Origin of the sequence: Kitasatospora sp. NPDC085879, from assembly GCF_040686255.1 — a bacterium.
Taxonomy (GTDB): Bacteria; Actinomycetota; Actinomycetes; order Streptomycetales; family Streptomycetaceae; genus Kitasatospora.
The window spans coordinates 184,273-197,317 of the sequence record NZ_JBFBJZ010000007.1 but is presented as its reverse complement, the minus strand read 5'-3'; the positions used below and the strand labels follow the sequence as shown (position 1 = coordinate 197,317).

11 protein-coding genes are annotated in these 13,045 nt (G+C 73.7%); all 11 read right to left on the bottom strand.

The features are described 5' to 3' along the window. A complete protein-coding gene (locus AB0P35_RS08400; protein WP_363508093.1) occupies positions 1-1,281 on the bottom strand; it encodes a multidrug effflux MFS transporter in 1,281 nt (426 codons plus the stop codon). After that, entirely contained in the window at positions 1,278-2,168 is an 891-nt protein-coding gene (locus AB0P35_RS08395; RefSeq protein WP_363508090.1) for a DUF6282 family protein, read from the bottom strand. Before AB0P35_RS08395 ends, AB0P35_RS08400 begins: the two co-directional genes overlap by 4 nt. Beyond that, entirely contained in the window at positions 2,155-2,931 is a 777-nt protein-coding gene (locus tag AB0P35_RS08390; protein WP_363508087.1) for an RraA family protein, read from the bottom strand. Before AB0P35_RS08390 ends, AB0P35_RS08395 begins: the two co-directional genes overlap by 14 nt. Continuing rightward, entirely contained in the window at positions 2,918-5,107 is a 2,190-nt protein-coding gene (locus AB0P35_RS08385; protein WP_363508084.1) for an isocitrate/isopropylmalate family dehydrogenase, read from the bottom strand. Before AB0P35_RS08385 ends, AB0P35_RS08390 begins: the two co-directional genes overlap by 14 nt. Next, the gene (locus tag AB0P35_RS08380; protein WP_363508081.1) at positions 5,104-5,850 is read right to left on the bottom strand and encodes a hypothetical protein; all 747 of its coding nucleotides are present in this window, start codon (positions 5,848-5,850) and stop codon (positions 5,104-5,106) included. Before AB0P35_RS08380 ends, AB0P35_RS08385 begins: the two co-directional genes overlap by 4 nt. Next, complete coding sequence (locus tag AB0P35_RS08375) at positions 5,847-6,785, bottom strand: hypothetical protein (protein WP_363508078.1); 939 nt, start codon at positions 6,783-6,785, stop codon at positions 5,847-5,849. The genes AB0P35_RS08380 and AB0P35_RS08375 overlap by 4 nt, the downstream gene beginning before the upstream one ends. A gap of 126 nt (positions 6,786-6,911) precedes the next feature. Beyond that, complete coding sequence (locus AB0P35_RS08370; RefSeq protein WP_363508075.1) at positions 6,912-7,832, bottom strand: LysR substrate-binding domain-containing protein; 921 nt, start codon at positions 7,830-7,832, stop codon at positions 6,912-6,914. Between the two features lie 185 nt (positions 7,833-8,017). Beyond that, complete coding sequence (locus tag AB0P35_RS08365; RefSeq protein ID WP_363508072.1) at positions 8,018-9,061, bottom strand: 2-oxoacid:ferredoxin oxidoreductase subunit beta; 1,044 nt, start codon at positions 9,059-9,061, stop codon at positions 8,018-8,020. Beyond that, the gene (locus AB0P35_RS08360) at positions 9,058-11,028 is read right to left on the bottom strand and encodes a 2-oxoacid:acceptor oxidoreductase subunit alpha (protein WP_363508069.1); all 1,971 of its coding nucleotides are present in this window, start codon (positions 11,026-11,028) and stop codon (positions 9,058-9,060) included. Before AB0P35_RS08360 ends, AB0P35_RS08365 begins: the two co-directional genes overlap by 4 nt. A 175-nt stretch (positions 11,029-11,203) precedes the next feature. Beyond that, positions 11,204-11,863: a response regulator transcription factor gene (locus AB0P35_RS08355; RefSeq protein WP_306454428.1), complete on the bottom strand. Its 660-nt coding sequence runs from the start codon at positions 11,861-11,863 to the stop codon at positions 11,204-11,206. A gap of 61 nt (positions 11,864-11,924) precedes the next feature. Continuing rightward, positions 11,925-12,938, bottom strand: coding sequence for a polyprenyl synthetase family protein (locus AB0P35_RS08350; RefSeq protein WP_095873507.1), 1,014 nt, complete (start codon positions 12,936-12,938; stop codon positions 11,925-11,927). Positions 12,939-13,045: the final 107 nt, after the last annotated feature.

Sequence of the window (13,045 nt, the reverse complement as noted above, 5' to 3'; positions counted from 1 at the left end):
TCAGCCGCGTCCCGCCGACGGCACGGCCTGCGCCGCCGGCGGGACGGGCAGCGCCTCCCGGGCCGACCGCCGCCCCGCGGCCCGCAGGAAGAGGCCGAACGAGGCCGCACCGAGCACCGCCGCCGCACAGATGAACCAGCCCAGCCCCGCCAGGTCGCCCTGCGGCAGCCGGCTGGACAGGAAGATCCCGACCGAGGCCGCCGACAGCTGCAGCGCGCCCATCAGCCCGGAGGCCGCACCGGCCGTGGAGCGGAAGTTCGTCACGCCCGCGCTCATCGACAGCGGCAGCAGGAAGCCGTTGCCGAGGGTCAGCACCGGCATGAAGGCGAGCACCAGCAGGTTCCACGGGTAGCCGACCCCGGTCAGGCCGAGCACCAGCACCAGCAGCGACCCGAGCACGAAGAACCGGTGGCCGCGCCAGAGCAGCGGGTCCACCGCCCGGGTGCGCACCAGCCGCCGCGACCACAGGTTGCCCAGCACGTAGGAGACGGACACCGTGATGTAGCAGTAGCTGGTGGCAGTGGTGGACAGCCCCATCCGCTCGAAGATCAGCGGTGAGGCCGCCAGGTAGCCGAAGTAGCCGCCGTACGCCACGCACAGGTTGCCGGTGTACGCCCAGAACAGCGGCTCCCGGGCCAGCCGCGGGTAGGCGCGCAGCGTGGCGCCGAGGCGCTTGGCCCGGCGCTCCGCGGGCAGGCTCTCCGGCACCGCCGCGACCACCGCGACCAGGGTGGCCAGGCCGATCACCGCGGTCGCCACGAACGGCGCCCGCCAGCTGACGTACTCGGTCAGGTAGCCGCCGACCAGCGGCGCGACCGACGGGGAGACACCCACGATCGGCATGATCGTGGTGAACACCCGGGCGGCGTCCTTCTCCTCGTACAGGTCGCCGATCACCGCCCGGCCGACCACCATGCCGGCGCCCGCGCCGAGCGCCTGCAGCAGCCGGCCCGCGGTGAACAGGACCACGCCGGTGGAGGCCGCGCAGAGCAGTGAGGCCGCGGTGAACAGGGCGAGCCCGGCGACGATCACCGGCCGGCGCCCCCAGCGGTCGGAGAGCGGGCCGTACAGCGCCTGGGCGACCGCGATGCCGATCACGAAGGCGCTGAACGTCCACTGCACCGAGGCGACCGAGGTGCCGAGGGCGTGCGCGGCCACCGGGATGCCGGGCAGGTTGATGTCGGAGGCGAACAGGCCGCTCGCGCTGAGCGATACCAGGACGGCGAGCAGCAGGCCGCGCGCGGGCGCGGCCTGGCGGGCCGACGGTTGACCGGTCGTCATCGGGACGGGCTCCCTTCGGGGGTGAGCATGAGGGCCGGGACGTCACGGGTGACCTCGCGGATCCGCTCGTCGGTCAGGCCGAAGTCGGTGAACCACGAGCGGGTGAGCTCCAGCCAGCTGTCGATGTCGGGCTGGGAGGGCTGGCCGAGGTCGGAGCTGTACAGCGCCCGGGGCAGCGCGGTGACCACCTTGCGGACGTCCTCCTCGTCCTGGTAGCCGAGCAGGCGGGTGAGCGCGGTCTGCTCGGTGTAGACCATCGGGGCCTCGGCCAGCTCGACCAGCTGCTCGTAGCGCAGCCCGGTCAGCGGGTTGGCGGGCTGGTTGAGCATCAGCGCGGGGATACCGGTGTCCACCGCGGCGTCGACCAGTCGGCGGACCTCCTCCGCCGAGGCGTGCCCGGTGGAGACCACGAAGTCCAGGTCGCGGGCCATCCGCAGGATCTCCAGCACCGCCGGCTTCAGCCTGCCCTGCTCGTCGGAGACGGTGAGCGGGGCGATGCCGTGGTCCGCCATGTGCGGGTGGCAGGGCCGCCGGACGAGGGTGCTGCGGTGGCTGCGGCCGGTCACCGTCGGCAGGTGGACGACCAGGCGCACCCCGGTGCCCTCGCCGTGCCGGTACACCGCGCCGAGGACGGCCTGCGGGTCGAGGCCGCCCGCGGTGCTGTTGAGCACCAGCGAGCCGGAGACCGGCAGGCCCATGGCGCGCAGTTCGCGGCTCTGCGCGACCGTGCAGCCGAGGTGGTTCTTCAGCACCACCCAGCCGCCGTGCCAGGCGTAGCGCCTGGCGGCCCGCAGGGCGGTGTGCCGGCGCAGGTAGGCGTCCGGGTCGGCGTGGTAGTGGACGTCGACGAAGGCCGCGGCGGACGGCCCCGCCTCAGTGGCCTGCATCGGCGACCGCCTCCTCGGCCGCGCGGCCGCCGTGCGCGTCCTCCCAGGGCCGGTCGTAGCGGAAGGCGGCCCGGGCCTCGTCCAGCCGGGAGCCGCCGGCGACGGCGGCCCGGATCCGGGCCTCGGTGCGCTCCACGTTCTCGGCGCGGGCGACCACCTCGGCCAGCCGGGCGCGCGGCACCACGAGGGCGCCGTTGTCGTCGGCGAAGACCAGGTCGCCGGGGGCGACGGCCGTCCCGCCGACGGTCAGCTCCACCTGGGTGCGGTCCAGCTGCACCCGGTTCTTGCCGCTGACCATGGTGACGCCGGTGCTGAACAGCGGGTACCCGGCCGCCCGGATCTCGCGGACGTCGCGGGCGCTGCCGTGCAGCACGGTGCCGCGCACACCGGCGGCCTGCGCCACCCCGGTGAGCAGCGAGCCCCAGTTGGTGCAGTCGGTGCTGCCGGCGTTGTCGACCACGACGACCGAGCCGGCAGGCACCTCGTCGAGGTAGTCGGCGGCGTTCCGGAAGCCGGTGGCCTCGCCGACCGGCCGGTAGCGGACGGTCCAGGCCGGTCCGAAGGCGACCGCGCCGGGCACCCGGGCGGCGACGCCGGGCAGCACCCCGGTGATGCCCAGGCTGTCGAGGGCGTCGGAGAGCGCCGCGGTGTCCAGCAGGGCGAGCCGGGCGGCGAGCTCGGGGTCGAGCGCGTGCGGCTCGCGGACGGTGCCGGCGGTGCCGGCCGGGACGGTCTCGGTCGGACGGTGGTCAGCGGTGGGCATCGGCGGTCTCCCCGGTCAGGGCGCGCAGCACGCTCCAGGCGATGAACTCGGCTGCGCAGTCGGATACTTCGGGCCCACGGCGGGGCACGGCGAGGGTGTGGCTGCGGACGGCGCCGGCCCGGGTGACGGTGCACCGCATGTCCAGCGAGCCGGTCCACTCCCCGGGTGCGGGCTGCGGGCCCTCGGCCCGGGCCCGGACCTCGACCGGCTCGCCCGCCGGGTCGGCGAGCGGGGCCAGCAGCCGTTCGGCCGCGCCGCCGCTCAGGGTGTCGTCCAGCTTGAGGGCGAACCCGGGTGCGGCGGCGGCGAGTTCCTCGGCGGCGGTCAGGCCGCTGCGGCTCACCACGTAGCCGGCGAGCAGCGCCTCGACCTCCTCGGCCGCGGCGGCCGGGGCCTCCGGCGGGAGGGTGATGTCGAGGTACGGGTAGTGCCAGCGGTAGCCGGCGGTGCGGCCGGGCAGGTGGGCGGTGAGCACCCGGTCGACGCCGGCGGCGACGTCCGCCTCGATCAGGCCGAGGGTGCGCCAGCGGGCGCGTTCGGCGGCGGGCGCCGCGGGGAAGTCCCGGTCGAGCAGGGTGCGCAGCATCGGCAGGCACTCCTTGGGCGGCCCGGGGAGCATCACCACGCGGGTGCGACCGAGGCGGGTCACCGAGCCCCAGGCGGTGCCGTCGGGGTTGGGCAGCAGGGTGCTGTCCTGCGGGAAGAGCGCCTGCCGCTCGTTGTCGGCGTGCACGGTGAGGCCGAAGCGCTGCAGCCGCTCGGTGACGGCCTGCCAGGCCTCCGGGCGGCGCTCCAGCGGGAGGCCGAGTGCCTGGGCGACGCCCTGCCGGGTGCGGTCGTCGGAGGTGGGGCCGAGTCCGCCGACCACCAGCAGCAGGTCGCCGCCGAGGAGTTCGCGGACGGCGCCGGTGATCTCGGCCAGGCCGTCGCCGACGGTGCGGCGGGCGGTGGTGCGCAGGCCGTGGGCGGCGGCCAGCTTGGCGGCCTCGGCGCCGTTGGTGTCGACGACGTCGCCGTTCAGCAGTTCCTCGCCGACGGTGAGGATCGCCGCGGTGGGCTGCGGGGCGGGCGCGGCGAGGGCGCGCAGGATCGCGTCGGCGCTCTCCCGGGTGCCGGCGGTGCCGCCGAGGTCGTAGGTGAGCGTCTCGCCGCGGCGCAGTACCTCGCGGACGGCACGCGGGATCTCCCGGGCGGCCTCGTCCAGGCCGAGGTGCTCCAGCATCAGGGCGATGGTGAGGGCGGTGGCGGCGGGGTTGGCGCGGTCCCGTCCGGCGAGGTGGGGGGCGCTGCCGTGGACGGGTTCGAAGTAGCTGCCGTGCTCGCCGATGTTGCCGCTGGGGGCGAGGCCGAGTCCGCCCATGACGCCGCCGCCGAGGTCGGAGAGGATGTCGCCGAACATGTTCTCGGCGACGATCACGCCGAACCGTTCGGGGCGGCGCACCATCCAGAGCGCGACGGCGTCGACGTTGTGCACCTCGGCCTCGATCTCCGGGTACTCGGCGGCGACGCGTTCGAGGATCTCCCGGGCGAAGTCGCCGCTGTGGCGGAGCACGTTCGGCTTGTCGGCCCAGGTGAGCCGGGTGTGGCCGTGCCGGCGGGCGTGGTCGAAGGCGAAGCGGAGCAGCCGTTCGATGCCGTGGCGGGTCGTCAGGCGCAGGGAGACGGCGGTGCCGTCGGGGCCGGAGGCGGTGGCGTTGGGGTGGTCGGCGACGTGCCGGCGCAGCGGTTCGGGGACGCCGGCGCCGGCGTGATCGAAGCCGGCGTAGAGGCCCTCGGTGTTCTCCCGGATCACCGTGAAGCGGTAGGGCAGGCCGCGGCCGAGGTGGTTCTCGACCGGCCGGATGTTGGCGAACAGGCCGAGTCGCTGGCGCAGTTGGATGACCGGGGAGACGTAGGCGGGCGGGTCGGCGCGCAGGTGGTCGGCGAGTTCGGCGCGGGCCTCGCGCAGTGGCTTGCTGGTGATCGCGCCGAGCAGGCAGGTGTCGGTGCGGTCGATGAGGTCCCAGGTGCGTCGGGGGACGGGGTCGCCCTCCTCGCGCCAGCACTCCCAGCCGATGTCGCCGTGGATCAGTTCGACGGGGGCGCCGACCGTGTCGAGGACGGGCAGGACGGCCTCGACGACCTCGCGGCCGATGCCGTCGCCGGGCAGGACGGCGATCTTCTTGACGTTGCTCACGCTGCCAGTTCCTCCAGGAACCGTCCGACGGCGGCGGCCGTGAACGGCGGGTTGTCGGCTTGGGGTCGCATGCCGGCGCCGGGCACCGGGGTGCTGTGCCGGTGCGGCGGGCGCGGCGGGACGCCGTGTCGGCCGGTGACGAGCTGGGAGTGCTCGCCGTACAGGTGGAGCAGGGGGCCGTCGAGCCGGGGTTCGGCGGCGCCGAGGTCGAGTCCGCGCAGCAGTGGCAGGCCGCGGGCGAGGCGGGTGCTGCCGGGCGTGGCGGGTGCGGGGACGGGGGTGGTGCGGGGCGGTTCGCCGACGCCGGTGGCGGGGGCGACGCGGTGCTCCAGCAGGGCGAGCGCCGCGCCGAGGTCGCCGGCCGCGGCGAGCACGGAGATCGCGCCGAGCCGCTCGTCGAGCTCGGCGTCGGCGCGCATCGGGGCGGAGATCAGCAGCGCCGGGGTGCCGCGGAAGGCGGGCCGGGCCAGCAGGTCGAGCGCGGTGGCGCCGCCGAGGGCGGCGCCGGCGATCAGGTCGGGCCGTCCGTCCGCGGCGAGTTCGGCCGCCCAGTGGTCGGCGGCGGCCGTGAAGTCGGGCCGGTCGGCGGAGAGTGTGTCGTACACCGTCACCCGGTAGCCGGCCGCGGTGAGCAGGCCGGTGACCGGCCCGAGGAACGCGCCGCCGTCCCACACCGGCATGGCCGGTGCGAGGACTGCGGCGCGCTTCGGGCCGTCACCGACCGTGCGACGTGCGTCGGTCACGCGGCCGCCCTTGCGTTCCTGGCGAGTTCGGTCGCGGAGTCGAACAGGGCGCCGATGCCGTCACCGCGCAGCCGGGCGCGGTGCTCGACCGTGAGGTCGAACCAGCCGAGCAGCAGGTCGGGCAGCGGCAGTTCGGGGCTGGCCTCGGGGATGTCGCGGCGGAGCTTCTCGGCGAGGGCGAGCGCGGAGCCGAGGTCGTAGCGGGCGGTGCCGTGCTGCCGGATCAGGTAGGCGAGCCACTGCTCGGTGATCAGGTTGCCGGGGCCCTTGCCCATGCCGAGGACCGAGGAGTCGATCCAGGTGGCGCCGGCCTCGGTCGCGGCGATCGCGTTGGCGAGGGCGAGGCCGAGGTTGTTGTGGGCGTGCAGGCCGATCTCGCAGTCGACGACGTGACCGACGGCGGTGACCAGGCGGTGGGTGTCGGCGGGCAGCAGGCTGCCGTTGGAGTCGGCCAGGTAGACCACGTCCGCGCCGAGTTCGGCGGCGTCGGCGGCGACGTGCACGAGCTGCCGCCGGGAGTGGTGGGTGACCCGGGTGAGGTTGATCGCGGTGGTGAAGCCGAGCTGCTTGGCGCGGGCCAGAGTGGCGAGCGCGGGTGCCGGCGCGGAGGCGTCGGCGCAGATGCGCAGCAGTCTGGCACCCGCCTCGTGGACGGCGGCGAGGTCGTCGTCGTCGGTGTTGTGCGGGTGGAGGATGACGCAGACCCGGTCGGGGCCTATCGCGTCGGCGGCGGCGCGGATGAACGCGTCGTCCCCCCGGCCGGTGAGACCGATGTCCGGGACCGGCTTGAAGGAGCCGTTCCGGTAGGCGATCTCGATCCATTCGACGCCAGCCCCGGCGCTGGTCCGCGCGTGGTCGAGCGCGTAGCCGAGTGGGAAGTCGAAGTTGTTGCGGTATCCGCCGTCACGGAGTGTGACGTCGATGTTCGTGAGCACCTGTCTCCTTGGTGGCGTACATGATGCCCATCCCCCTGCGGGATGTGCGGTCCCTCTGGGAAACCACCCCACCACCGGCAGTGACCGCGATCAACGGCCATTCCTCACACGAACCGATCGTCCGGATCAATCGATGGCGGCGCCGGGGGCCGGCTCGGCGAGCTGGTCGCGGACGTCGGCGCAGGCGACGGCGAGCCGCTCGACCCTGCGGGCGGGCAGGCCTGGGCGCAGGGCCAGGGAGACCGGGACGGCGAGCGGCGTGCCGGCGAACTCGCGCCAGACCACCCGCCGGGAGAGTCCGGCCTCGGCGTTGCTGGCGTAGAGCACCGTCCAGGAGTCGGCGCTGAGCGCGATCTCGGCGAGGGTGTCGTGCTGGGTGGTGAAGGGCCGGCCGAGGACGGGCCGGAACCCGGCGGTGGCGCAGGCGGAGAGCAGCAGGTCGACCAGGGCGGGGTTGAGGTCGCGGGGGACGATCCGCAGCGGGAGGTCGCGCAGGGCGTCCAGCGGGACGGCCTGCCGCCCGGCGAGCGGGTGGGCGGCGGGCAGGACGGCGACCAGGCGGTCGGAGAACAGCGGCAGGACGCGCAGGCCCGGGATGGAGACGGCGCCGCGGACGACGGCGCCGTCGAGTTCGCCGGTGCGGACCTGGCGGATCCGCTGCGGGCCCGCGAGGTTGCGGAACTGGACCCGCAGGTCGGGGTCGTGGGCCATCAGCGAGTCGAGGAAGAGGTCGAGCCGGCTGCCGAGGCTGCTGCCGGTGCCCAGGCGCAGGGTCTCCTCGGCGGGGCCGGTGAGGCTTCGGGCCTCGGCGGCGAGCGAATCGAGGGCGACCAGGACGGCGCGGGCGCGCGGGAGGATGCGGTGGCCGGCCGGGGAGAGTTCGACCGATCGGCTGGTGCGCACGAAGAGGTCGTGGCCGAGTTCCCGTTCGAGCCGGCGGAGCTGCTGGCTGAGGGTGGACTGCGCGATGTGCTGGCGCTGCGCCGCGCGGCCGAAGTGCAGCTCCTCGGCGACCGATACGAAGTACTGCAGCTGCCTGATCTCCATGTCCGCCCCCGTGCCGAAAACATTCCTGCCGATCTGAAATGTAACGGACAGACATGCCGATCGGAGGCTACAAGGCAGATGGAGCAGCGGTTTCCAAAGCATCGGCCAGGATCAGGCAATGATTCGGCCAAGCCGGGGACAGCGCGGGCCCCGGGGGCGTACCTCCGGGGCCCGCGCGGGAGCGGTCAGACCACCGTCCAGGTGTCCTGGCCGGTGAGCAGGGCGCCGAGGTCGCCGCGGCCGCGGTCGGCGGTGGCCCGCTCCAGCTGCTCGGCCATCAGGTCGTCGTAGACCGGCCGCTCGACCGAGCGGAGCACCCCGATCGGGGTGTGGTGCAGGGTGTCGGCGTCGGCGAGCCGGGTCAGCGCGAAGGCGGTGGCGGGGCCGGCAGCGTGCGCATCGTGGACGAGCACCCCGGCCTCGTTGGCCGGTGTGACGGTGTCGACGTGGAGCTCGCCGTCCGGGCCGCGGAAGACGCCCTGGTCGGCCCCGAAGAGCATCGGACGACCGTGTTCGAGGCGGATCAGCGCCTCGTCGCGGGTGCCGGGCTCCTTGAGGACCTCGAAGGCGCCGTCGTTGAAGATGTTGCAGTTCTGGTAGATCTCCACCAGCGCGGTGCCCTGGTGCTCGGCGGCGGCCCGCAGCACGGACTGCAGGTGCTGCCGGTCGGAGTCGATGGTGCGGGCGACGAAGGTGGCCTCGGCGCCGAGCGCCAGCGAGAGCGGGTTGAACGGCGCGTCCAGGGAGCCCATCGGGGTGGACTTGGTGATCTTTCCGACCTCGCTGGTGGGCGAGTACTGGCCCTTGGTGAGGCCGTAGATCCGGTTGTTGAACAGCAGGATCTTCAGGTCGACGTTGCGCCGCAGGGCGTGGATCAGGTGGTTGCCGCCGATCGAGAGCGCGTCGCCGTCGCCGGTGACCACCCAGACGCTGAGGTCGCGGCGGGAGCTGGCGAGGCCGGTCGCGATCGCCGGGGCACGGCCGTGGATGGAGTGCATCCCGTAGGTGTTCATGTAGTACGGGAAGCGGGAGGAGCAGCCGATGCCGGAGACGAAGACGGTGTTCTCCCGGCGGATGCCGAGCTCCGGCATGAAGGCCTGGACGGCGGCGAGGATCGCGTAGTCGCCACAGCCGGGGCACCAGCGGACCTCCTGGTCGGTCTTGAAGTCCTTGGCGCTCTGCGGGCCCTCGGCCTTGGGCACCAGGGAGAGCGAGCGGAATTCGGTCATCGCTGGTCCTCCGCGTCGAGGGTGCCGATCGCCGCGTGCAGCACATCGGCCAACTGGGCGGCCTTGAAAGGAAGTCCGCGGACCTGGTTGTAGGACTGGGCGTCCACGAGGTACTTGGCCCGCAGCAGCAGGGCGAGCTGGCCGAGGTTCATCTCGGGGACGATGACCTTCTCGTAACCGCGCAGCACCTGGCCGAGGTTGGCCGGGAAGGGGTTGAGGTGGCGCAGGTGGGCCTGGGCGACGCGGCCGCCGTCGGCGCGGACCCGGCGCACGGCGGCGGTGATCGGCCCGTAGGTGGAGCCCCAGCCCAGCACCAGGACGCGGGCATCGCCCTGAGGGTCGTCGACCTCCAGCGGCGGGACCTCGATGCCGTCGATCTTGGCCTGCCGGGTGCGGACCATGAAGTCGTGGTTGGCCGGGTCGTAGGAGATGTTGCCGGTGCCGTCCTGCTTCTCGATGCCGCCGATCCGGTGCTCCAGGCCGGGGGTGCCGGGCACCGCCCAGGGGCGGGCCAGCGTCTGCGGGTCGCGCTTGTACGGCCAGAAGGCGCGGCTGCCGTCGGGCAGCTCGTGGTTCGGCTCGGTGGCGAAGTCGACGGTCAGGTCGGGCAGTTCGTCGACGGCGGGGATGCGCCACGGTTCGGAGCCGTTGGCGAGGTAGCCGTCGGAGAGCAGGAAGACCGGGGTGCGGTAGGTCAGCGCGATCCGCGCCGCCTCCAGGGCGGCGGTGAAGCACTCGGCGGGGGTGGCAGGCGCGACGACCGGCACCGGGGCCTCGCCGTTGCGGCCGAACATGGCCTGCAGCAGGTCGGCCTGCTCGGTCTTGGTGGGCAGGCCGGTGGACGGGCCGCCGCGCTGGATGTCCACGACCAGCAGCGGCAGTTCGAGCGAGACGGCGAGGCCGATGGTCTCCGACTTGAGGGCGACGCCGGGGCCGGAGGTGGTGGTGACGCCGAGCGCGCCGCCGAAGGCCGCGCCGAGGGCGGCGCCGATGCCGGCGATCTCGTCCTCGGCCTGGAAGGTGCGCACGCCGAAGTTCTTGTGCTTCGACAGCTCGTGCAGGATGTCGGAGGCCGGGGTGATCGGGTACGAGCCGAGGAAGAGCGGTAGCCCGGAGCGCGTGGAGGCGGCGATCAGGCCGTAGGAGAGCGCCAGGTTGCCGGAGATGTTGCGGTAGGTGCCCGACGGCAGCGCGGCCGGGGCGATCTCGTAGGAGACCGCGAAGTCCTCGGTGGTCTCGCCGAAGTTCCAGCCGGCCCGGAAGGCCAGGATGTTGGCCTCGGCGATGTCGGGCCGCTTCGCGAACTTCTGCCGCAGGAAGGTCTCGGTGCCGCCGGTCGGCCGGTGGTACATCCAGGAGAGCAGGCCGAGCGCGAACATGTTCTTGGCGCGTTCGGCGTCCTTGCGGGCCAGGCCGCTCTCCTTGAGCGCCTCCAGCGTCAGGCTGGTCAGCGGCACCTTGTGCAGTCGGAAGGCGTCCAGCGAGCCGTCGCCCAGCGGGTCGGCGGCGTAGCCGACCTTCGCCAGGGCCCGCTTGGTGAACTCGTCGGTGTTGACGATGATCTCGGCGCCGTGCGGCACGTCCGGCAGGTTGGCCTTCAGCGCGGCCGGGTTCATCGCCACCAGCACGTTGGGGGCGTCGCCCGGGGTCAGGATGTCGTGGTCGGCGAAGTGCAGCTGGAAGCTGGACACGCCCGGCAGGGTGCCGGCGGGTGCCCGGATCTCGGCCGGGAAGTTCGGCAGGGTGGAGAGGTCGTTGCCGAAGGACGCCGTCTCCGAGGTGAAGCGGTCCCCGGTGAGCTGCATGCCGTCGCCGGAGTCCCCGGCGAAGCGGATGATCACCCGGTCGAGCGTGCGGGTGGGCTTGACCGGACGCCCCTGCCTGGCCGACGGAGGCGCCGAGCCGGCCCGGCCCTCGCTCCCGTCCGAGCCGTCCACTGCCTCTGACTGATCGACCTGACTGGTCACTGCCGCGGACCTCCTCGTGGGCGCCAGCCGCGGGCGTGAGCCGTGTGCCCCGTCCGCCTGGTGCACCACTCGCATCCTAAGGCGGACGGGGATCACTCGACCGGAACTCGGGCACGTGGAGTCGCTCGATGCGCCAACTCCGATCGGACGGCGACCGCAGGGTGGGCCGATACGGTCAGGAGTTCAGGTAGGTGAGCACCGCCAGCACCCGGCGGTGGTCCTCGGGGCTCTGGCCGAGGCCGAGCTTGAGGAAGATGTTGCTGACGTGCTTCTCCACCGCGCCGTCCGAGACCACCAGCTGCCGGGCGATCGCCGCGTTGGTGCGGCCCTCGGCCATCAGCCCGAGCACCTCGCGCTCGCGCGGTGTGAGACCCGCCAGGACGTCTCCGCGGCGGCTGCGGCTGAGCAGCTGCTGGACCACCTCCGGATCGAGCGCGGTGCCCCCGCCGGCCACCCGGACGACCGCGTCCACGAACTCGCGGACGTCGGCGACCCGGTCCTTCAGCAGGTAGCCCACGCCCCGGGTGGAGCCGGCCAGCAGCTCGCCGGCGTACCGCTCCTCCACGAACTGCGAGAACACCAGCACGCCGAGCCCCGGGTACCGGCCGCGCAGGGCGACGCAGGCGCGCACGCCCTCGTCGGTGTGGCTGGGCGGCATCCGGACGTCGGCGACCACCACGTCCGGCAGCTCGCCGGCCTCGGCCAGCTCGTGGACGGTCTTCAGCAGCGCCTCGCCGTCGCCGACCCCGGCAACCACCTCCAGGCCCCGATCGATCAGCAGCCTGGTGAGGCCCTCCCGCAGGAGGACGGAGTCCTCGGCGATCACGACGCGCAGCATTGACGAGCCCCCTTCGACGGCGGGCCGCCCCCGTGACAGGCCCGGTCTCACCCCAAAGTCACATGGTACGGATCGCGACCGCGTCGCAGAGGCCCTGCAGGGCCGCCTTGGCCGGGCACTCCGGCAGCGGGGCGAGCAGGGCGCGGGCCTCCTCGGCGTACCGCAGGGTCTCCCGGCGGGCCCGCTCCAGCGCCGGGTGGCGGCGCAGCAGGCGCAGCGCCTCGGCGTGCAGCTCGTCGTCCTCGGCGAGGTCGCCCTCCAGCAGCTCGCGCAGCCGCAGGTCGGCGGGGTCGTCCTGGTCCACCGGGGTCTGCCGGAGCAGCAGCACGGGCAGGGTGGGGACGCCCTCGCGCAGGTCGGTGCCGGGGGTCTTGCCGGACTCGTGGCCGTCGCTGGCGACGTCGAGGACGTCGTCGGCGAGCTGGAAGGCGGTGCCCATGCGCTCGCCGTACTGGGTGAGGATGTCGACCACCCACGGCTCGGCGCCGGCCATCAGGGCGCCGAAGCGGCAGGAGACGGCGACCAGCGAGCCGGTCTTGCCGGAGATGACGTCCAGGTAGTGCTGGAGCGGGTCGTCGGCCGGACGGGGCCCTGCGGTCTCCAGGATCTGGCCGGTGACCAGGCGCTCGAAGGCGTCGGCCTGGATCCGGACGGCCTCCGGGCCGAGGTCGGCGAGGACCTGCGAGGCGCGGGAGAAGAGGAAGTCGCCGGTGAGGATGGCGACCGAGTTGTCCCAGCGGGAGTTCGCGCTCTGGGCGCCGCGCCGCACCGGGGCCTCGTCCATGACGTCGTCGTGGTACAGCGTGGCGAGGTGGGTGAGCTCGACGACGACGGCGGCCGGCACCACGCCGGGCGCGTACGGGTCGCCGAACTGGGCGGCGAGCATGACCAGCAGCGGGCGGAACCGCTTGCCGCCGGCCTCGATGAGGTGGCTGGCGGTGACGGTGATGAACGGAACCTCGCTCTTCACCGCCTCGACGAGCGCGGTTTCGACCGCGTCCATCCCCGTCTGGACGTCACGGGTCAGATCGCGGTCCTGCACGCTCAGCCCGAAGGGCCCCACGACGGTCACGAAGACCACTCCTGTCCCTGGTCGTTCCCAGCGGCCTGGTCCCCCCGGTCGCCGCCTCGATGCGTACTGCTGCACGCACTAGGCAGCGTATCCGGTCACGAGTGGAT

Excerpts from the sequence above, each read along its gene's own strand:
- AB0P35_RS08365 (WP_363508072.1), bottom strand. The coding sequence starts at position 9,061 with ATGACCGAATTCCGCTCGCTCTCCCTGGTGCCCAAGGCCGAGGGCCCG.
- AB0P35_RS08370 (WP_363508075.1), bottom strand. The coding sequence starts at position 7,832 with ATGGAGATCAGGCAGCTGCAGTACTTCGTATCGGTCGCCGAGGAGCTG.
- AB0P35_RS08395 (WP_363508090.1), bottom strand. The coding sequence starts at position 2,168 with ATGCAGGCCACTGAGGCGGGGCCGTCCGCCGCGGCCTTCGTCGACGTC.
- AB0P35_RS08390 (WP_363508087.1), bottom strand. The coding sequence starts at position 2,931 with ATGCCCACCGCTGACCACCGTCCGACCGAGACCGTCCCGGCCGGCACC.
- AB0P35_RS08400 (WP_363508093.1), bottom strand. The coding sequence starts at position 1,281 with ATGACGACCGGTCAACCGTCGGCCCGCCAGGCCGCGCCCGCGCGCGGC.